A 17,078-nucleotide genomic window follows, 5' to 3' on the forward strand; every position below is an offset into this window, starting at 1 on the left:
AAAGACCCGCCTTGACGCTTGCTGACAATAGTACGCCTGCCCTGCACCGCATCACGCTGATCGACAGCTTGCGCGGCATCGCCCTCGTGGCGATGGCCTCCTATCATTTCACCTGGGACCTCGAATTCTTCGGCTATCTAGACCCCGGCACAGCCACGCAGGGATGGTGGAGGATCTACGCTCGCGCAATCGCGAGCTCATTCCTCTTCCTGGCCGGCGTAAGTCTCGTGCTGGCCCATGCTAAAGCCATTCGATGGCGCTCCTTCTGGAAGCGTTTCAGCTATGTCGCTGGCGCGGCGGCAGCCATCAGCATCGCCACGTTCGTCGCCATTCCCAATGAGTGGATCTTCTTCGGCATCCTGCACAGCATCGCCGCAGCCAGCCTTGTCGGGCTGGCCTTCGTGCGCCTTCCCGCACTCGTCCCGGGCACTGCTGCGGCGCTCATTGTCGGGCTGATGGTCATCGACAGCCATGTGGCACCGGGCGCCATCCGTTCGAGCCTCTTCAACCCCATCTGGCTGGCCTGGACCGGTCTTGCGGAAACGCCGCCACGCTCGAACGATTTCGTCCCACTGTTCCCGTGGCTGGCTGCACTGCTTGCGGGCATTTCTCTCTGCCGCGTGGCGATGGAGCGTCAATGGCTGGCATCGCTTGCCCGCGTCCAGACCAGGAGCAATCTGCTGTCGAAGGCCGGTCGGCACAGCCTTCTCATCTACCTTATCCATCAGCCGGTACTGATCGCAGTCGTCTACCTGTTTTCGCTCGTCAGTCCACCGCCGCAGCCGGATCCGAGGCAAAGCTACATGCAGAGCTGCCAAACGGGTTGTGTCGCGGGTGGAAACGAGGAGGCTCTGTGCAGAAGCTTCTGCAGCTGCACGATGGAAGCGCTTGCGGCACAGTCGCTGCTGGAGCCGATGCAGGCCGGCAACGTCAACCCGCAGACGGACGAACGTGTCCTGTCGATCGCCCAGGAATGCGCCATCGGCAACGAGTGATCGGGGATCAGGTGCTGACACCGACTTCTGCCAGGCGCGTCAGGCAGGCTTCTTCGGCGTTATCGAGCTCCTCGAGCGTCTCGTCGATGTCCTTGCGCTTCTGGCGCAGTTCGTCGCGCTTCTCGTCGATGCGCTTCATCATCAGCTTGAGCTGGCCAAGTTCGCCCGGTGGCTCCTTGTAGACCTGGATGATCTCGCGGATTTCATTGATCGTGAAACCGATGCGTCGGCCGCGCAGGATTTCCTGCAACAACCGGCGGTCTGCCGTTCGAAACAGGCGCGTACGCCCGCGCCGTTCCGGCTGAAGCAGCCCTTCGTCCTCATAGAACCGCAGCGTGCGGGTCGATACGCCAAATTCCCGCGTCAGTTCGGTGATGGAATAATATTTATTCACGGCAACAGTCCTGTTCCTGGCTTATGACGGTAATTGACTTTTACGTAACAGTCAATTTTTGGTGCGTCAGACGGCCGCAAACCACCAGGTCGCCAGGCCGAGAAAGGCGAAGAATCCAATTACATCGGTTACCGCTGTCACAAAAACCGCCGACGACACCGCAGGGTCGGCGCCGACCTTGTCGAGGACCAGCGGGATCATGATTCCTGCAAGCGCCGCCGCGATCATGTTGATCAGCATCGCCACCGCAATGATACCGCCGATGTTGGCGTCCTGGAACCATATGCCTGCGACAACGCCGATCAGGATGCCGAACAGGACCCCGTTAAGAAGCCCGACACCCGCTTCACGGCGGATGATGCGGCTGGCATTGTGGATGTCGATACTGCGGGTTGCCAGTGCCCGGACCGTCACCGTCATCGTCTGCGACCCCGCATTGCCGCCCATTCCAGCCACGATGGGCATGAGAACGGCCAGCGCCACGATCTTCTCGATCGTCGCATCGAAAATGCCGATCACGGAGGCCGCCAGAAACGCGGTAATAAGGTTCACCGCAAGCCATGGCACGCGCGAACGCGAAGTTTCCCGAAGCGAATCCGACAGTTCTTCGTCACCGACACCGCCGATGCGCATGAAGTCTTCTTCCGCCTCTTCCTGGATGACGTCGACCACGTCGTCGATGGTCAGCACGCCGACGAGCCGGCCGTTCTCATCGACCACGGCGGCCGACAGGAGGTCGTATTGCTCGAAGAGCTGCGCCGCCTCTTCCTGGTCCATCTCCGCGTGGATCGGATGACTGGTCTCGCGCATGATGCTCTCGATGCGAGCCTGCCGCTTCGTGCGCAGGATGCGGTCGAGGTCGACGATGCCAAGCAGCTTGAACGTCGGATCGATGACGAAGATCTGCGTGAAGGATTCGGGCAGATCCGCATCCTCGCGCATGTAGTCAATCGTCTGGCCGACCGTCCAGAACGGCGGCACCGCCACAAACTCCGTCTGCATGCGACGTCCGGCAGACTGCTCGGGATAGTCGAGGGCACGGCGAAGGCGTACCCGCTCGGTGAACGGCAGTTGCGCGAGGATTTCTTCCCGGTCTTCCTTGTCGAGATCCTCGAGAATGTAGACGGCATCGTCCGAATCCAGCTCGCCGATCGCAGCGGCGATCTGCGCGTTCGGCATCTGCTCGACGATTTCGAGACGGATCGCCTCGTCGACTTCGGTCAATGCCGTCAGGTCGAAGTCGGCCCCCAGCAGCCTGACCAGCGCCAGGCGTTGTTCCGGCTGGATCGCCTCGAGCAAGTCGCCAAGCTCGGACTCGTGCAGCCGCGCGACATGCTGGCGCAGATAGAGGACATCGCGATCGGCGATCGCCGCACCAACCAGCGCCAGAAAATCGGCGCGCACGGAGCCATCCTCGGCATAAATGTCTTCGGCGACTTCTTCTGTCCGGCGGGAGCGATCTTCTTCGTCGATGTGGCTCATCTTGGGCCCTCGCCTGGTATCGTTCGACGCAGGAGAATGGCGTCGAGAACCATAATGTCAACAACTGGATAGGAGTGCGGCGCCTGCCGCCTGCCCCTGCTAGACGAATCGACGGGCCGGGTCCAGCACTCCATCTCACATCACCGTCGAACGGCCTGAACGGCAAGCAAAACGAGCCTAGGAGCCCGCATCTGAAGGGATCGCCTCGCCTAAATCCGCCATCAAGCACCCGGCATTCCCGGGATTACATAGACCTTGTCGGAAGCACCATTAACGGGATACGTGGCCCGGCGAGACCAAACCACCCCGGGGACGCTTCCATGGCAGTACTTTCCATTCTGAAATACCCCGATCCCGGCCTATCCAGCCCGTGCCTGCCGGTCACTGTGTTCAATGACGCTCTTCGCCAACTGGCCGGGGACCTGCTGGATACGATGCGCGCCGCGCCCGGCGTAGGGATCACAGCGGCCCATGTGGGTGTTCTCACCCGCCTCGTCGTGCTGGAACTCCCCGACTGGCTGGCCCCACGAACCTACGTGAACCCGGAGCTGCTCTGGCACTCCGACGAGACCAAGGTGCATACGGAAGGCAGCGTGTCGATGTCCGGCGCTCTGGAAGAGGTGGAGCGGCCATCGTCGATCCGCTTTCGCTATCAGGATCTGGATGGTGTCGCGCACGAAGAAGAAGCCAGCGGATTCTACGCCATCTGCATCCAGCACGAGATCGATCAGCTGGATGGAGTTTTCTGGCTGAAGCGACTTTCGCGGCTGAAGCGCGACCGGCTTGTCCGCAAGTGGCAGAAACAGACTGCAGGCTGATCATTTCGAACCATTCGCCTCCCGGGACGTTATGGAGGCGAACAATCGGAAGGAGATCTCCAATGGCGGTCAAACGCAAGCCGAGCAGCACCAGCCGCGAAGAGGATTATCGCGACTACGATACCCGCAATATCGACGAGGGCTGGCCCTATGCGGATGCTGCCGGAGCCGGCGCCAAGCCGGTCGAAAATGCCGCCTACGGAGATCCGAGCGCCAATTTCGACCGCGAGCGCAATCGCGGCTACCATGTCGATGGCGTGGATGCGGACGGCCGGGAAGACAGACTACAGGATAGTGTCCGACCGGCTACCAAAGGCCTCGAAGAGGCCGACGATCTGGAAGAGCGGGTCAGCGAGGCAATCGAAAATCTCGACGACGTTACCATGGACGCCATCGACCTCCACGCCGATCAGGGAACGGTGACGATCGAAGGCACGGTCGATGACGCGGCTCTATCCCGCCGGATTGCCGCCACCGTGGAAGGCGTTGCCGGCGTTCGCCGCGTCGTCAACAACCTCCAGCTCGCCGGGGTCGACAGCCACATTCCCGACGACGACTGATCAGGACTGCTGCACTGCAAGGATAAGTTCCGGGCTATCCCGAAACGTATTGCTTACGGTGCAGATTTCCTCTGCCATGACGGCGATTGCATGTTTCTGCTGATCGTCGAGATCGCCGTCCACGGCAAATGTGATGCGGATGCGTGCGATTCGGGACGGTTCATCCTGCGCCTTTTCTCCCGCGACCTCCGCCCGTACTTCCGCGAGCTTGTCGAGCAACCCCAGTCGACTGGCGGCAATCCTGCCGCTGAGGACGAGGCAAGCCGCAAGCGACGAATAGACGAGATCCAGCGGGTTGAAGCCTGCTTCCGAAGGCGCGGTTGCAATCTCGATACGTCCGCCCGTGGCGCTTTCGACCATCGCCTTGCCGTGTCGCCCAACCGATGCGCTGGCGCCGGTCGCGCGTTGCTTCACCTTGAGTCCTGGCATGGCATGCTCCTCAGACATTGCTTGAGGGAACGGCGATAAAATGCCGAGTAGAAAAGAAAAAACCCGCCGAAGCGGGTTTCTTTTGGTGCGGTCGAGAAGACTCGAACTTCCACGGGTTGCCCCACAGCGACCTCAACGCTGCGCGTCTACCAATTCCGCCACGACCGCATCGTGGTAGGCCAACTTGCGTCGGCGGAGCAGCATGTAGCAAAAGGATTTTGCGGGCACAAGGGCGCCGTGACAGATTTTTGAAGGATAAAAATCTTCGGGCCGATCCCCTATATGGAAAGGTGCCCATTCGCCCTATCTTGCAGGCTCTGACGGCTTTTGGCACAAGACGATAAAAAGGATTGTCCACATGCTGGCGCGCACCGACCTCGAACACATCATGCATGCCTCGCCCGGTTCGGCGCCGGTACGCTGGCGAATCTCCGATGGTCTGGTCGCATATGATGAGGCCGTCGCGGAGATGGAGCGCGAGGTAGCGGCAATTGCAGACGGCACTGCCGACGAGCTGGTCTGGCTTCTGGAGCATCCACCTCTCTATACGGCCGGCACGAGCGCCGACGCGGCAGACCTGATCGAACCGGAGCGATTCCCGGTCTTCTCGACCGGCCGTGGCGGGGAATACACCTATCATGGCCCCGGCCAACGGGTCGCCTATGTGATGCTGGATCTCAAGCGCCGCCGGCAGGATGTCCGCGCCTATGTCGCGGCCCTCGAGGAACTGGTGATCCGCACGCTCGATTCGATGAATGTGAAAGGCGAACGGCGCGAAGATCGCGTCGGGGTATGGGTAAGGCGGCCGGAAAAGCCGCTCCTGCCTGATGGCACGATGGCTGAGGACAAGATCGCGGCGCTGGGCATCCGGCTTCGCCGCTGGGTGAGCTTCCATGGCCTTTCAATCAACGTCGATCCGGATCTGTCGCATTTTTCCGGGATCGTTCCCTGTGGAATCAGCGCCTATGGCGTGACGAGCCTCGTCGATCTCGGTCTGCCGGTGATGATGACGGACGTCGACATGCGTTTGCGCGAATCCTTCGAGGATGTGTTCGGAGCAACAATCACCGAACGGTAAGGGCCGTTATCGACCTTGTTGCCTTGTAGCGGCTATGGAAGAAATGGCGCTCCCTCTGGAAGCGCCAGCATGTCCCCCATCTCTTCACCTCAGAATCACGCCGCCGGCATGGGCCTCATGGCCTTCTGCATGGTGGTCCTGCCGATGATGGATGCCATCGCCAAATACATGTCGACATTCGAGGGGATGTCGCCGGGTCAGGTGACGTTCTACCGCTTCTTCTTCCAGCTCGTTTGTACGCTGCCACTGCTCTTCCTGGTTGGCGGCTCCATCTTTCGCGCCAAGCGCCCTTGGATGAACCTTCTGCGCGGGGCCCTGCATGCCGCGGCAAGCCTGATGTTCTTCATCGCCGTCAAATACATGCCGCTCGCCGACGTTTTCGCAATCTACTTCGTCGAGCCGTTCATGCTCACCATGATGTCGGCGCTGTTTCTCGGCGACAAGGTGGGCTGGCGGCGCTGGCTCGCCATCGCGGTGGGCTTCGGCGGCGCGATGATCGTCATCCAGCCGAGCTGGGCGATCTTCGGATGGACGGCCCTGCTGCCGGTCGCCTGCGCCTTCCTGTTCACCCTCTACCTCTTCCTCAACCGCGCTCTTGGCGATGCCGATTCGCCGCTGACCATGCAGACGATTGCGGGAGTGGGGGGAACCCTGTTCATGGGGGCTGCCCTCCTGATCGGCAACGGGCTTGGCGAGGCCGACTTCGAAATCTCCCTGCCCGCTTCTTCGCTCGGCCTGATCCTGCTGATTCTCCTCGGCTCCCTCTCCGGCTACATTCACCTGCTGGTCGTGCGCGCCTTCCGCATGGCGCCACTCTCGCTTCTCGCGCCATTCCAGTATTTCGAGATCATCTCGGCCACCATCCTCGGATATGCGCTGTTCGGCGACTTCCCGACGCCGTCAAAATGGCTCGGCATCCTCATCATCGTTGCTTCCGGGCTTTTCATCATCTGGCGCGAGCGTGTCAGAGCGGAACATCCTGCATAATTTGATCAAATTCCGTCATGCGTCGTTAAGAGCGTCTGTTTGCACTCCATCAAGACGTGGAGCTTAGACGTCGCTGCTCAGTTTCATGATGAAACGGAGATGAAAGATGAGCGATATGCGCTTTTCTTTTCCGGCATGTCTCGTCGCCGGGAAGGGTCAAATTACGCCCGATGATGTCGGGCACATGCGTCGACACATGTGGCCTGAGGGAATAGGCAATCGCCAGCAGGCCGCCATGGCCATAGCCCTCGACGAATGCTGCACCACCCGTTGTCCCGAATGGACGGCTTACCTTGTCGAAGCGGTCACAGACTTCGTCGTCTGGCGCCAGCCTCAGCCCGGCTCCGTTTCCGGCGCGACGGCCGGATGGCTGCTTGAAGGCCTGACTGATCAGGGGGCCGTACGCACGCGAACCGGACTCGACATTCTGTTACGGGTCCTGGAGGCGGCGCGCGAGGTTCCGAAATTCCTGTCGGTTACGGCGCTCAACCAGGTGCGGCTCGCGCTCCTGCCGGAGCCGCGAGGTGCCTATGCCTACCGGCGGCGAGGCAAAAACGCCGTGACGAAATCAGATCTGGCCTTCATTTGGCGGGTTCTGCGAGGTGGCGTGGATCGCGGCTGCGTGCATCTGTCTCGCGGTGAGCTTTTGGTCCTGCAGGCGATAGACGCTCTCGCCACACCTGCGGAACATCATCCCGGATGGCACAAGATGATGGCACTCGCTCCAAAGGTTCAGCCGCCGCCCGCCATCAGTGCCAAAAACTGGCTTTCACGCTCCGCCGAGGAGAAGTCCGTCGCCCATCACGCGGCCTGATCCGCGTCGTTCGACCGCCGTCGGGAACATTAGGCGTCAGGCAGCCGCGTTGTTGCTTGAGCCCCGTCTCGTGCCATGCGAAAGTGCGCGGATTCGAATACAGGAGAAAAATCAATGGATGTGCGCGCCGCGGTAGCCGTTCAGGCTGGCAAGCCACTGGAGATCATGACCGTGCAGCTGGAAGGCCCGCGCGCCGGCGAAGTGCTGGTCGAGGTCAAGGCGACGGGCATCTGCCATACGGACGATTTCACCCTGTCGGGTGCCGATCCGGAAGGCCTGTTCCCGGCCATCCTCGGCCACGAGGGCGCCGGCATCGTCGTCGATGTCGGTCCGGGCGTCACCTCGGTGAAGAAGGGCGACCACGTCATCCCGCTCTACACGCCGGAATGCCGCGAGTGCTATTCCTGCACCTCGCGCAAGACCAATCTGTGCACCTCGATCCGCGCCACGCAGGGCCAAGGCGTGATGCCCGACGGCACGTCGCGCTTCTCGATCGGCAAGGACAAGATCCACCACTACATGGGCTGCTCGACGTTTGCCAACTACACGGTCCTGCCCGAGATCGCGCTTGCCAAGGTCAACCCGGACGCGCCGTTCGACAAGATCTGCTACATCGGCTGCGGCGTCACCACCGGCATCGGCGCGGTGATCAACACCGCCAAGGTCGAGATAGGCTCGACCGCGATCGTCTTCGGTCTCGGCGGTATCGGCCTCAACGTGCTGCAGGGCCTGCGGCTTGCCGGCGCCGACATGATCATCGGCGTCGACATCAACCCGGACCGCAAGGCATGGGGCGAGAAGTTCGGCATGACGCATTTCGTCAACCCGAAGGAGGTCGGCGACGACATCGTGCCCTATCTGGTCAACATGACCAAGCGCAACGGCGATCTCATCGGTGGTGCCGACTACACGTTCGACTGCACCGGCAACACCAAGGTGATGCGCCAGGCGCTGGAGGCCTCACATCGCGGCTGGGGCAAGTCGATCATCATCGGTGTCGCCGGCGCCGGCCAGGAGATCTCGACGCGTCCGTTCCAGCTGGTCACCGGCCGCAACTGGATGGGTACGGCCTTCGGCGGCGCGCGTGGCCGCACCGACGTGCCGAAGATCGTCGAGTGGTACATGGAGGGCAAGATCCAGATCGATCCGATGATCACCCACACCATGCCGCTCGAGGACATCAACAGGGGCTTCGAACTGATGCATTCGGGCGAAAGCATCCGCGGCGTGGTGGTTTATTGACCACAATGCCTGCCTATCGTGTCGATGTGCGGAGACTGGAAGATTTCTCCGCACTCGATCTCCATGACATGCTGAAAATGCGCATCGACGTCTTCGTGGTAGAGCAGAACTGCCCCTACCCCGAACTCGACGGCTTCGACCCCGACAGCCTGCATATGCGGCTTCTGGATGGTGCGGACCTTCTGGCCTGCGCCCGCCTCATGCGCCCGGTGCCGGACGCTCATCCGCGCATCGGCCGCGTTACGGTTTCGCCGAACCATCGTGGCAAGCGGCTGGGTGAAGCCTTGATGCGTGAGGCGATCACCGCCTGCGAAAAGACCTATCCGGGTGAACCGATCGAGATCTCGGCCCAGAGCCATCTGCAGAAATTCTATGGTTCGCTCGGCTTCGAGCGCATTTCGGAAGAGTATATCGAAGACGGCATTCCGCATGTGGACATGGTGCGGCAGCCGGCATGATTCCCGGCCCGAATGCCCATGCTTGCAATTCCCCTTCCTCCATTTATCATCGGGTTTCCTAATGGAGGAGGGGAATAGGCATGTACAAGTTCGAAGTATACAAGGACAAGAAGGGCGAGTTCCGTTTCCGCTTCAAGGCATCCAACGGCGAAGTGATGTTCCTGTCGGAAGGTTACAAAGCCAAGGCATCGGCCATGTCGGCCATCGAATCCATCAAGAAGAACGCACCGGGCGCCAGCACGGTGGACGAAACAGCCGCCGCAACGGCCTGACGCTCGGTTTAGGTTGCCGCGTCAACCAAATTTGGAGACTTGCGTCGTACACGATGCAAGTCTTTTACCTAAACATATGGGTTCCTGATCCTTGATTTACGTCGACGCTGATGCTTGTCCGGTGAAACCGGAAGTCCTGAAGGTTGCCGAACGGCATGGCGTGGAGGTGACGCTTGTCGCGAATTCCGGCCTGCGCCCGTCGCGGGACCCGATGGTGAAGAACATCATCGTCTCGGGCGCTTTTGACGCCGCGGACGACTGGATCGCCGAGCGCGCGGGACCGGCAGATATCGTCATCACCGCCGACGTGCCGCTCGCCGTACGCTGCGTCGCGGCGGGTGCACTGGTGACCGGTCCGACCGGCAGGGTATTCGACGAGACCAATATCGGCATGGCGAGCGCCATGCGCGACCTTGGAGCACATTTGCGGGAGACCGGCGAGAGCAAGGGCTACAACGCCGCGTTTTCGCCACGCGACCGATCGAAATTCCTTGAGACGCTGGACAGGCTCTGTCGCCGCGCCGCAAGTCTCAAATCCTCCGGAGATATGCCATGAAAGTCCTTTCCCAGAATACCGCATTCGGCGGCATGCAAGGCGTGTTCGCCCACCCGTCGGAAGCCTGCAACTGCGAAATGACCTTCGCCGTCTTCGTTCCGCCGCAGGCGATAGCCGAGCCCTGCCCCGTCCTCTGGTATCTTTCCGGTCTCACCTGCACCCATGCCAATGTCATGGAAAAGGGCGAGTACCGGCGCATGGCTGCCGAACTCGGCCTGATCATCGTCTGCCCGGACACCAGCCCTCGCGGCAACGACGTGCCCGACGAGCTGACGAACTGGCAGATGGGCAAGGGTGCCAGCTTCTACCTGGATGCGACGGAAAAGCCGTGGGCCGAGCACTACCAGATGTATAGCTACATCACCGAGGAACTGCCGAATTTCGCCAGCCAGCATTTCCGCATGGACATGGACCGCCAGGGCATCTTCGGGCATTCCATGGGTGGCCACGGCGCCATGACGATCGCGCTCAAGAACCCTGACCGCTTCAAGAGCTGCTCTGCCTTCGCCCCGATCGTACAGCCCTCCACCGCCGACTGGTCCGTCGATGCGTTCGAAAAGTATCTCGGGCCGGACCGTGCCGCTTGGCGGCAGTACGATGCCTGCGCGCTCGTGGAAGACGGTGCGCGCTTCCCGGAATTCCTGATCGACCAGGGCAAGGCCGACGGCTTCCTGGAAAGTGGCCTGCGCCCCTGGCTCTTCGAGGAGGCGGCCAAGGATACCGGCATCGACCTGACCGTGCGCATGCATGAACGCTACGATCATTCCTACTACTTCATCTCAACCTTCATGGACGACCACCTGAAGTGGCACGCGGAGCGACTGCGCTGACGAATGTCGCTTTTCGGCATGTCAGATATGCCGGAAAGCACTTGCTTCATCGCGATGGGTGAACCATATCAACGACAGGCAGACGGCTGCCGCCGGATTTCTCATCCGGAAACGATCGCGGGGACGGCCTCGCTCCTATGAAACGGAGTAAGGTAATGGCCTGGATTCTTCTTGTACTTGCTGGTCTTTTCGAGATTGGCTGGGCGGTCGGCCTCAAATATACCGAGGGCTTCACCCGCCCCCTTCCCACCACTCTGACCGTCATCGCGATGGTCATTTCAATCTTTCTTCTCGGCCTCGCCGTCAGGACGCTTCCGCTCGGAACCGCTTACGCGATCTGGACCGGCATCGGTACGGTCGGAACGGTGATCCTCGGCATCGTGCTGTTTGCCGAACCGGCCACGGCGGTGCGGATCGGCTGTATCACCATGATCGTCGCGGGTATCGTCGGATTGAAACTGGCGGCGTGATTTCGCCCTAGCGACCGGGAAAAAGAGCCGTGGCGAGGGTCGTACGACGCTCGCCACCAAGCCGGAACTCGCGCGAGACGCGCTCGGCGATCCGGTCGGCCAGCAGTCCGTCAATGGCGCCCGATCGCATCGAGTAGGCCGAGACACCGAAGTTGCCAGCAGCGATGACTTCACCGTTACCGACGGCAACAGCCTCGACGGTCACGGTGGCCTCGGCCTTCTGGCCGAACACGACCGGCACGCGCGCCACACGTTCGATCCTTACCGTCAACACGGCCCGTGGCAGCGTGATCGACCGTACAGTGGCGAAAATAGCCTCGTTGACGAGCCGGTCCGTTTCGGTGACCAGCGGATGGGAGATCTCTCCCCTCGCCGCGACGAAAGCGCCCCGCACGTCGTAAAGCAGCGCCTCGTTTCGACCTGCCGAACTGTCGAGCCGGAACGACATCAGCAACAGCGCTGCTATGACTGTGGCGGCAACCTGGCTTGCTCGGCGGGACATCGGGAGATCCGGAAATGATTTTCCGCATCATGGTCCCGACAGCGTTAGCGAAGGATTAAACCGCCGGCCGAACGCTGAGGAAAGCGGCAGCGGCCGCCTGCAACTCCTCATACCGCTTGGCGCGGCGCTGGGCGCCCTCGGCATCGACGCCCCAATGCTCCTCGGTCCAGTCCTCGTCGAGATGGGCCAGAGACCACGCCTCGTCCGCTGTCAGCCGGCCTTCCGCAAAAGCCAGCGCAAGGATCGCGGACCCTGCCAAGGTCGTCACCGTATGGAGACAGGCAAGTTCGATCGGCGTATCGTATTTGCGGAGCGTCACGGCAAAAGCGGCGGTCGCCTCGCGCGGCTGATCCTGTGGCATGATGCCTTCGATCAGGGTGAACCGGGCACCGAGATCGTTGGCCGCCCAGTCGATCAGCGGGTCCCACCGCTCGGTCTGGCGCGCCACCAGCTCATCTGGGGTATCCGCCCTGTAGCAGAGAAGGTCACTGGATGAGAACCGAAGGATATCCTCGAAGACAGCCTGCGGGTCGGTAGCCACGCCGTCGATCGCAGTGTTCACCAGCTTGGTCACCGGCATGGTGTTCGGGTCGACCACCTCTGCCTGTGCGTCCCATTCTGTGCGCATCAGATCGGCCAATGCCGCAGTCGGTGCGACAAGCGGGTTCTTGGCCGGGGTCTTGACCGGCCGGCCATCGAGGTGAATGGCGTAGCCCGTCTCACCCTCGGCGACAGTCACGTCCTTGTAGAAGCGCTTCGGCAGCGGCCGCTTCATCTGGATCTGGGCCCGGCGTGTCGGATCGGGATGGCTCAGGTTCTCAGGGAGTTCGAAAAGTTCACGCATGACAGGATCTCAACCAATATGAGCGAGCAATTCGCTCGGGTGATTGACGACGGCATCCGCTCCGGCGGCCCATAACTCATCGACCGAAGCATAGCCCCATGACACTCCGACAGCCTTGGCGCCGGCTGCCTTTGCCATCTGCATATCGTAAATGGCATCACCGATGACAAGGGTATCGGCAGCCACCATGCCCGTTTCATCACAGCATTCCGTCACCATGGCCGGGTGCGGCTTGGATGGGCAATCGTCGGCCGTGCGGCAGACGATGAAGTATGGCCGGAAATCGTGTGTCTCAAGAATGAGGTCGAGCCCGCGACGTGATTTTCCAGTCACGGCGCCGATCAGCAGGTCCTCGCGTGGACCGATCCCGTCAATCAGCTCTCGTATCCCGTCATACAGCGGCTCTCGGAAATCGAGATCCTTCCGCACCACCGTGAACAGCGGCTTGTAATAGGCCATCATCTCCATGTCCTCGTCGCCCGCATGCTCCTTGCCCTGCATCCGGGCAATGGCAATATCGAGTGTGAGTCCGATGATCGCCTTGGTGTGCTCGACCGTTGGTTCGGGCTTGCCGAAATGCAGGAAGGTCCGCCGCATGGTTTCATGAATCAGGCCGGCGCTGTCGACCAGCGTGCCGTCACAGTCGAACAGAACGAGCTTCATTCGTCGTCTTCCCTCGCCCCGTTGTCCATATCGAAGCCGAGCAGGTTCCAGCTCTGCACCATGTGCGGCGGCAGCGGCGCGGTGATCCTCAGGCGTCCGCCTGAAGGATGCGGAATGTCGATATGGCGTGCATGCAGGTGCAGCTTCTTCTGGATGCCGCCGGGGAACGGCCAGTTGATATCGTCGTCGTAATATTTCGGATCGCCGATGATCGGATGGCCGATATGCAGCGCATGCACGCGCAGCTGGTGGGTACGGCCGGTATAGGGTTCCATCTCCAGCCAGGCCATTGTCTGGGCCGCCGTTTCCAGCACGCGATAGTAGGAAACCGCGTGGTCGGCACCATCCTCGCCGTGCTTGGCGATGCGCATGCGGTCACCGTCCGGTGTCTGCTCCTTGACCAGCCAGGTGGAAATCTTGTCCGAATGTTTTCGAGGCACGCCCTTTACCAACGCCCAGTAGGTCTTCTTGGTGTCGCGCTCGCGAAAGGCGGCGGTCAACTTTTGGGCCGCGCCACGCGTACGCGCAATCACCAGCACGCCGGTCGTGTCACGGTCGAGCCGGTGAACAAGCCGCGGCTTTTCGCCCTTGGGGCTGGTCCAGGCGTCGAGCATCTGGTCGATATGGCGCGTCACGCCCGAGCCGCCCTGCACCGCAAGGCCGGCAGGCTTGTTCAGCACGATCACCTTGTCGTCCTCGTGCAGCACCATTCGCTGCAGAAGCTCGTAGTCGCCGGCATGTTTCAGGTCCTTGCCGGCGATCGGTCCCTTCTTCGCATCCGTATCCATCGGCGGAATACGCACGATCTGCCCTGGCTGCACGCGGGCGTCCGCCTTTACCCGGCCGCCGTCGACCCTCACCTGCCCCGAGCGCAGCAGTTTCTGCAATGGGCCGAAGCCCAGTCCCGGGTAGCGGATCTTGAACCAGCGATCGAGGCGCATGCCCGCTTCATCCGCCTCGACGGGGATATGCTCGATGCCTGCCATGATTTTCTTTCTTTTCTTAAGAATTTTCGAGCTGTTTAGAACATCGACCGCCCGAGCGCCAGCCCGGCGAAGACTGCCGCCAGCGATACGGCAACGCTTACGACAATGTAGGTGATGCCGACGAGGGTGGCGCTTCGTTCAACCAGCGAAATAACGTCGAGCGAAAACGCCGAGAATGTTGTGAACCCGCCCAGGAAACCGGTGATGATCAGCAGCCGCATCTCCGTGGAGGCGTTGAGCCGCCGCGCAATCAGCTCCACCAGAAGTCCGATGGCAAAAGAACCCGCAACGTTGACGACCAGCGTTCCCCAGGGGAAAGCCGGACCGAACAGGCGCAGGCTCCATTGGCCGACGAGATAACGGCAAACGGAGCCTACAGCGCCGCCAAGTGCGACGAGAAACATGTGAAGCATGGTCGAATGATCCGGAAAACGACAGAAAAGTGACGACTGGTTAAAAGGCCATACATTTCCTTAACAGGGAACCAAAAGCCACCGCATAGCCTTTACGCTGGAGCAGTGGATAAACTCGTATGACTTTGGTTCTCTCAATTTCGGCCAACACGGCGGCTTACGCGGCGGATGCCATAAGGCAACCGCGGCGCATTTCTTCCAAGGCGCAGGCCGAGGACATCAGGATCGATTCCGAGCGGGGAGCCCGCCGGACTGCGGCTGGAGATCCGACCACCGACCAATTGATGCCGCCGACTTTCGTGAGCATGGATCTGCAAGACCCTCACCAGCAACCTCAGCTGCTGACCACGCTGGCACAGGCTCAGGCAGCCTATCGGGATCTTTCCGAAGACGACTGATCAACAGCCTCCTCAGCCAAGCCCTATTAATCGACCCGTGCAACGCGCCCCATGGAAGGCCAGATTTCGCACGACCCCCCATCAATTCCTTTACCATTATCAAGCACCATCTAATAAGCTTAGGGTTGAGGGAGGGCGGAATGCTCGGACTGGGGCCAACATCGGATTTCGCCAACATTCTGGAAGCGTTATCCAAATCGCAGGCGATCATTGAATTCGACCTGCAGGGAAACATCCTTAAGGCAAACCACAACTTTTGCATGGCGCTCGGATATACCGAGGCAGAGGTCATCGGGAAACATCACCGCATATTCTGCGAAAAGGCAGTCGCCAGTTCCCCCTCCTACGCGGAATTCTGGAAGCGGCTGGGTTCCGGAGCATTTGACGCCGGAACCTACAAGCGCATCGACCGACACGGCCGCGAGATCTGGATCCAGGCAACCTACAATCCCGTCTGTCGACGCGGAAAGCCGTATAAGGTCGTCAAGTTCGCCGCTGACATAACGCTCGCCAAGGAAAAGGCGGTCGAAGATGCCGGCAAGCTGGAGGCGATATCCCGCTCTCAGGCCATTATCGAATTCAAGGCGACCGGCGAGATCATCACCGCCAACGAGAATTTCTGCAACGCAATGGGATATTCGCTTGGCGAGATCGTCGGCAAGCACCACCGGATCTTCTGCCGGCCGGAATACACAGCAACGTCCGACTACGCGGTCTTCTGGCAAAACCTCGCCGAAGGGAAATTCGCAGCGAACGAATTCGTGCGCGTCGCCAAGAACGGCAAGGAGATCTGGATCCAGGCTGCCTACAACCCTATCCTTGATGCGTCGGGCCGGGTTATCAAGGTCGTGAAGTTCGCGACTGACGTGACCGAGCGCATGGAGGCCATAGCGCAGGTCAATGCAGGACTTGCCGCACTTTCGGAGGGCGACCTGACGGTCCTTCTCGACCAGCCATTCGTGCCGTCGATGGAAGAACTCAGGACGAACTTCAACGGTTCGATCGCCAAGCTCAATGCCACCATGCGCAACTTTGGCGAACTGTCCATGGGCATCGCGGAAGGCTCCAGTGAGATCAGTGGCGCCGCCAGCAGCTTTTCGCGCCGGACGGAGCAGCAGGCCGCATCGCTTGAGGAAACGGCTGCCGCGCTCGATGAGATTACCTTGACCGTCTCGGACACCAGCGAGCGTGCTCGCGAGGCCGGTGCGCTTGTCTCTGCGACGAAGGATGGCGCGGAAGCCTCCGGCAAGGTCATGGACAAGGCCATTGCGGCCATGGGCTCGATCGAACAATCGTCGCGGGAGATATCCAACATCCTCGGCGTCATCGACGATATCGCCTTCCAGACTAACCTTCTGGCCCTCAATGCCGGCGTCGAGGCCGCCCGTGCCGGAGAGGCAGGCAAGGGATTTGCCGTCGTCGCTCAGGAAGTCCGCGAACTCGCGCAGCGGGCAGCGACTGCCGCCAAGGAAATCAAAAGCCTGATTTCAACATCGGACAAGCTCGTCGGCAACGGCGTCGATCTGGTTGGCCGCACCGGAATTGCGCTCAAGCAGATCGTCGATCAGGTCGCCGACATCGACCGGAATATCGTGGCCATCGTCGAGGCGGCGCGGGAGCAGTCGGTTGCATTGAAGGAGATCAGCTCAAGCGTCAACGCGATGGACCAGGCCACCCAGCAGAATGCTGCCATGGCGGAAGAAACCACCGCCGCAAGCGCCGCCCAGGCACAACAGGCGGCATTGCTGCGGGAACAATTGGCGCAGTTCAGATGCGATCGTAACAGCAGGACGCGGAGGCCGGGCACCGGCGCCGACCGGCGCAGGCCGCACGCGGCTTAAGTCCGGGTACCCGCAACGTCTGCGGGCACCCATAGCATCATTTCCC

Annotated in this window: 22 protein-coding genes and 1 tRNA gene; 14 read left to right on the forward strand and 9 right to left on the reverse strand. The window is 61.0% G+C overall.

Annotated features, from left to right (window positions below; translation table 11 throughout):
- The first annotated feature begins 11 nt into the window (after positions 1-11).
- Entirely contained in the window at positions 12-995 is a 984-nt protein-coding gene (locus LH464_RS06180) for a heparan-alpha-glucosaminide N-acetyltransferase (RefSeq protein WP_226785494.1), read from the forward strand.
- A gap of 7 nt (positions 996-1,002) precedes the next feature.
- On the opposite strand, the gene LH464_RS06185 is transcribed toward LH464_RS06180, so the two are convergent.
- Together LH464_RS06185 and mgtE are read right to left on the reverse strand one after the other, a co-directional pair.
- Positions 1,003-1,389 (reverse strand): MerR family transcriptional regulator, encoded by a 387-nt coding sequence (locus LH464_RS06185; protein WP_226785495.1) that lies wholly within the window; start codon positions 1,387-1,389, stop codon positions 1,003-1,005.
- A 66-nt stretch (positions 1,390-1,455) separates the two neighbouring features.
- Positions 1,456-2,871, reverse strand: coding sequence for a magnesium transporter (gene mgtE / locus LH464_RS06190; RefSeq protein WP_226785496.1), 1,416 nt, complete (start codon positions 2,869-2,871; stop codon positions 1,456-1,458).
- A 320-nt stretch (positions 2,872-3,191) separates the two neighbouring features.
- Between mgtE and LH464_RS06195 the strand changes: the two genes are divergently transcribed.
- Together LH464_RS06195 and LH464_RS06200 are read left to right on the forward strand one after the other, a co-directional pair.
- Positions 3,192-3,689: a peptide deformylase gene (locus tag LH464_RS06195; RefSeq protein WP_226785497.1), complete on the forward strand. Its 498-nt coding sequence runs from the start codon at positions 3,192-3,194 to the stop codon at positions 3,687-3,689.
- A 62-nt stretch (positions 3,690-3,751) separates the two neighbouring features.
- A complete protein-coding gene (locus tag LH464_RS06200; protein ID WP_226785498.1) occupies positions 3,752-4,249 on the forward strand; it encodes a BON domain-containing protein in 498 nt (165 codons plus the stop codon).
- Here LH464_RS06200 and LH464_RS06205 read toward each other — a convergent pair whose 3' ends face one another.
- On the reverse strand, positions 4,250-4,678 hold the full coding sequence (locus tag LH464_RS06205) for an OsmC family protein (protein ID WP_226785499.1): 429 nt from the start codon (positions 4,676-4,678) through the stop codon (positions 4,250-4,252).
- 83 nt (positions 4,679-4,761) lie between these two features.
- A tRNA-Leu gene (locus LH464_RS06210) sits at positions 4,762-4,846 on the reverse strand.
- 190 nt (positions 4,847-5,036) lie between these two features.
- Between LH464_RS06210 and lipB the strand changes: the two genes are divergently transcribed.
- From lipB to sugE, 9 genes are all read left to right on the forward strand, one after another.
- Entirely contained in the window at positions 5,037-5,756 is a 720-nt protein-coding gene (gene lipB / locus LH464_RS06215) for a lipoyl(octanoyl) transferase LipB (RefSeq protein ID WP_226785500.1), read from the forward strand.
- A 69-nt stretch (positions 5,757-5,825) separates the two neighbouring features.
- Positions 5,826-6,743, forward strand: coding sequence for a DMT family transporter (locus tag LH464_RS06220; RefSeq protein ID WP_226785501.1), 918 nt, complete (start codon positions 5,826-5,828; stop codon positions 6,741-6,743).
- Positions 6,744-6,849: 106 nt separating this feature from the next.
- Positions 6,850-7,557 carry a hypothetical protein gene (locus LH464_RS06225; RefSeq protein WP_226785502.1) on the forward strand — a complete coding sequence of 236 codons (708 nt, stop codon included), beginning with the start codon at positions 6,850-6,852 and terminating at the stop codon, positions 7,555-7,557.
- Between the two features lie 114 nt (positions 7,558-7,671).
- Positions 7,672-8,799, forward strand: coding sequence for an S-(hydroxymethyl)glutathione dehydrogenase/class III alcohol dehydrogenase (locus LH464_RS06230; RefSeq protein ID WP_226785503.1), 1,128 nt, complete (start codon positions 7,672-7,674; stop codon positions 8,797-8,799).
- 5 nt (positions 8,800-8,804) lie between these two features.
- On the forward strand, positions 8,805-9,257 hold the full coding sequence (locus tag LH464_RS06235; protein WP_226785584.1) for a GNAT family N-acetyltransferase: 453 nt from the start codon (positions 8,805-8,807) through the stop codon (positions 9,255-9,257).
- Between the two features lie 80 nt (positions 9,258-9,337).
- Entirely contained in the window at positions 9,338-9,529 is a 192-nt protein-coding gene (locus LH464_RS06240; RefSeq protein WP_226785504.1) for a YegP family protein, read from the forward strand.
- A 91-nt stretch (positions 9,530-9,620) separates the two neighbouring features.
- Positions 9,621-10,085 carry a YaiI/YqxD family protein gene (locus tag LH464_RS06245; RefSeq protein WP_226785505.1) on the forward strand — a complete coding sequence of 155 codons (465 nt, stop codon included), beginning with the start codon at positions 9,621-9,623 and terminating at the stop codon, positions 10,083-10,085.
- Positions 10,082-10,915, forward strand: coding sequence for an S-formylglutathione hydrolase (fghA, locus tag LH464_RS06250; RefSeq protein WP_226785506.1), 834 nt, complete (start codon positions 10,082-10,084; stop codon positions 10,913-10,915). The genes LH464_RS06245 and fghA overlap by 4 nt, the downstream gene beginning before the upstream one ends.
- A 155-nt stretch (positions 10,916-11,070) precedes the next feature.
- The gene (sugE, locus tag LH464_RS06255; protein ID WP_226785507.1) at positions 11,071-11,385 is read left to right on the forward strand and encodes a quaternary ammonium compound efflux SMR transporter SugE; all 315 of its coding nucleotides are present in this window, start codon (positions 11,071-11,073) and stop codon (positions 11,383-11,385) included.
- 7 nt (positions 11,386-11,392) lie between these two features.
- Here the strand turns inward: sugE and LH464_RS06260 are convergent, their stop codons facing one another.
- Genes LH464_RS06260 through crcB form a run of 5 tightly spaced genes read right to left on the reverse strand, consistent with a single transcriptional unit; the run spans position 11,393 to position 14,793 of the window.
- Positions 11,393-11,887 carry a hypothetical protein gene (locus tag LH464_RS06260; RefSeq protein ID WP_226785508.1) on the reverse strand — a complete coding sequence of 165 codons (495 nt, stop codon included), beginning with the start codon at positions 11,885-11,887 and terminating at the stop codon, positions 11,393-11,395.
- A 55-nt stretch (positions 11,888-11,942) separates the two neighbouring features.
- A complete protein-coding gene (locus LH464_RS06265; protein WP_226785509.1) occupies positions 11,943-12,731 on the reverse strand; it encodes an ATP12 family chaperone protein in 789 nt (262 codons plus the stop codon).
- Between the two features lie 9 nt (positions 12,732-12,740).
- Complete coding sequence (locus LH464_RS06270; protein ID WP_226785510.1) at positions 12,741-13,394, reverse strand: HAD-IA family hydrolase; 654 nt, start codon at positions 13,392-13,394, stop codon at positions 12,741-12,743.
- Positions 13,391-14,380 (reverse strand): RluA family pseudouridine synthase, encoded by a 990-nt coding sequence (locus LH464_RS06275; protein ID WP_226785511.1) that lies wholly within the window; start codon positions 14,378-14,380, stop codon positions 13,391-13,393. Before LH464_RS06275 ends, LH464_RS06270 begins: the two co-directional genes overlap by 4 nt.
- 35 nt (positions 14,381-14,415) lie before the next feature.
- Positions 14,416-14,793, reverse strand: a complete 378-nt coding sequence (crcB, locus tag LH464_RS06280; protein WP_226785512.1) for a fluoride efflux transporter CrcB — start codon at positions 14,791-14,793, stop codon at positions 14,416-14,418.
- A 119-nt stretch (positions 14,794-14,912) separates the two neighbouring features.
- Between crcB and LH464_RS06285 the strand changes: the two genes are divergently transcribed.
- Both LH464_RS06285 and LH464_RS06290 read left to right on the forward strand, forming a co-directional pair.
- Positions 14,913-15,191 carry a hypothetical protein gene (locus LH464_RS06285; RefSeq protein ID WP_226785513.1) on the forward strand — a complete coding sequence of 93 codons (279 nt, stop codon included), beginning with the start codon at positions 14,913-14,915 and terminating at the stop codon, positions 15,189-15,191.
- A 140-nt stretch (positions 15,192-15,331) separates the two neighbouring features.
- The gene (locus LH464_RS06290) at positions 15,332-17,032 is read left to right on the forward strand and encodes a methyl-accepting chemotaxis protein (protein WP_226785514.1); all 1,701 of its coding nucleotides are present in this window, start codon (positions 15,332-15,334) and stop codon (positions 17,030-17,032) included.
- The last annotated feature ends 46 nt before the right edge of the window (positions 17,033-17,078 follow it).

The organism is Pseudorhizobium xiangyangii (genome assembly GCF_020531965.1).
In the GTDB taxonomy this organism is placed as follows: domain Bacteria; phylum Pseudomonadota; class Alphaproteobacteria; order Rhizobiales; family Rhizobiaceae; genus Neorhizobium; species Neorhizobium xiangyangii.

Excerpts from the sequence above, each read along its gene's own strand:
- mgtE (WP_226785496.1), bottom strand. The coding sequence starts at position 2,871 with ATGAGCCACATCGACGAAGAAGATCGCTCCCGCCGGACAGAAGAAGTC.
- LH464_RS06195 (WP_226785497.1), top strand. The coding sequence starts at position 3,192 with ATGGCAGTACTTTCCATTCTGAAATACCCCGATCCCGGCCTATCCAGC.
- LH464_RS06200 (WP_226785498.1), top strand. The coding sequence starts at position 3,752 with ATGGCGGTCAAACGCAAGCCGAGCAGCACCAGCCGCGAAGAGGATTAT.
- LH464_RS06205 (WP_226785499.1), bottom strand. The coding sequence starts at position 4,678 with ATGCCAGGACTCAAGGTGAAGCAACGCGCGACCGGCGCCAGCGCATCG.
- lipB (WP_226785500.1), top strand. The coding sequence starts at position 5,037 with ATGCTGGCGCGCACCGACCTCGAACACATCATGCATGCCTCGCCCGGT.
- LH464_RS06220 (WP_226785501.1), top strand. The coding sequence starts at position 5,826 with ATGTCCCCCATCTCTTCACCTCAGAATCACGCCGCCGGCATGGGCCTC.
- LH464_RS06225 (WP_226785502.1), top strand. The coding sequence starts at position 6,850 with ATGAGCGATATGCGCTTTTCTTTTCCGGCATGTCTCGTCGCCGGGAAG.
- LH464_RS06230 (WP_226785503.1), top strand. The coding sequence starts at position 7,672 with ATGGATGTGCGCGCCGCGGTAGCCGTTCAGGCTGGCAAGCCACTGGAG.
- LH464_RS06235 (WP_226785584.1), top strand. The coding sequence starts at position 8,805 with ATGCCTGCCTATCGTGTCGATGTGCGGAGACTGGAAGATTTCTCCGCA.
- LH464_RS06240 (WP_226785504.1), top strand. The coding sequence starts at position 9,338 with ATGTACAAGTTCGAAGTATACAAGGACAAGAAGGGCGAGTTCCGTTTC.
- fghA (WP_226785506.1), top strand. The coding sequence starts at position 10,082 with ATGAAAGTCCTTTCCCAGAATACCGCATTCGGCGGCATGCAAGGCGTG.
- sugE (WP_226785507.1), top strand. The coding sequence starts at position 11,071 with ATGGCCTGGATTCTTCTTGTACTTGCTGGTCTTTTCGAGATTGGCTGG.
- LH464_RS06260 (WP_226785508.1), bottom strand. The coding sequence starts at position 11,887 with ATGTCCCGCCGAGCAAGCCAGGTTGCCGCCACAGTCATAGCAGCGCTG.
- LH464_RS06265 (WP_226785509.1), bottom strand. The coding sequence starts at position 12,731 with ATGCGTGAACTTTTCGAACTCCCTGAGAACCTGAGCCATCCCGATCCG.
- LH464_RS06270 (WP_226785510.1), bottom strand. The coding sequence starts at position 13,394 with ATGAAGCTCGTTCTGTTCGACTGTGACGGCACGCTGGTCGACAGCGCC.
- LH464_RS06275 (WP_226785511.1), bottom strand. The coding sequence starts at position 14,380 with ATGGCAGGCATCGAGCATATCCCCGTCGAGGCGGATGAAGCGGGCATG.
- crcB (WP_226785512.1), bottom strand. The coding sequence starts at position 14,793 with ATGCTTCACATGTTTCTCGTCGCACTTGGCGGCGCTGTAGGCTCCGTT.
- LH464_RS06285 (WP_226785513.1), top strand. The coding sequence starts at position 14,913 with ATGACTTTGGTTCTCTCAATTTCGGCCAACACGGCGGCTTACGCGGCG.
- LH464_RS06290 (WP_226785514.1), top strand. The coding sequence starts at position 15,332 with ATGCTCGGACTGGGGCCAACATCGGATTTCGCCAACATTCTGGAAGCG.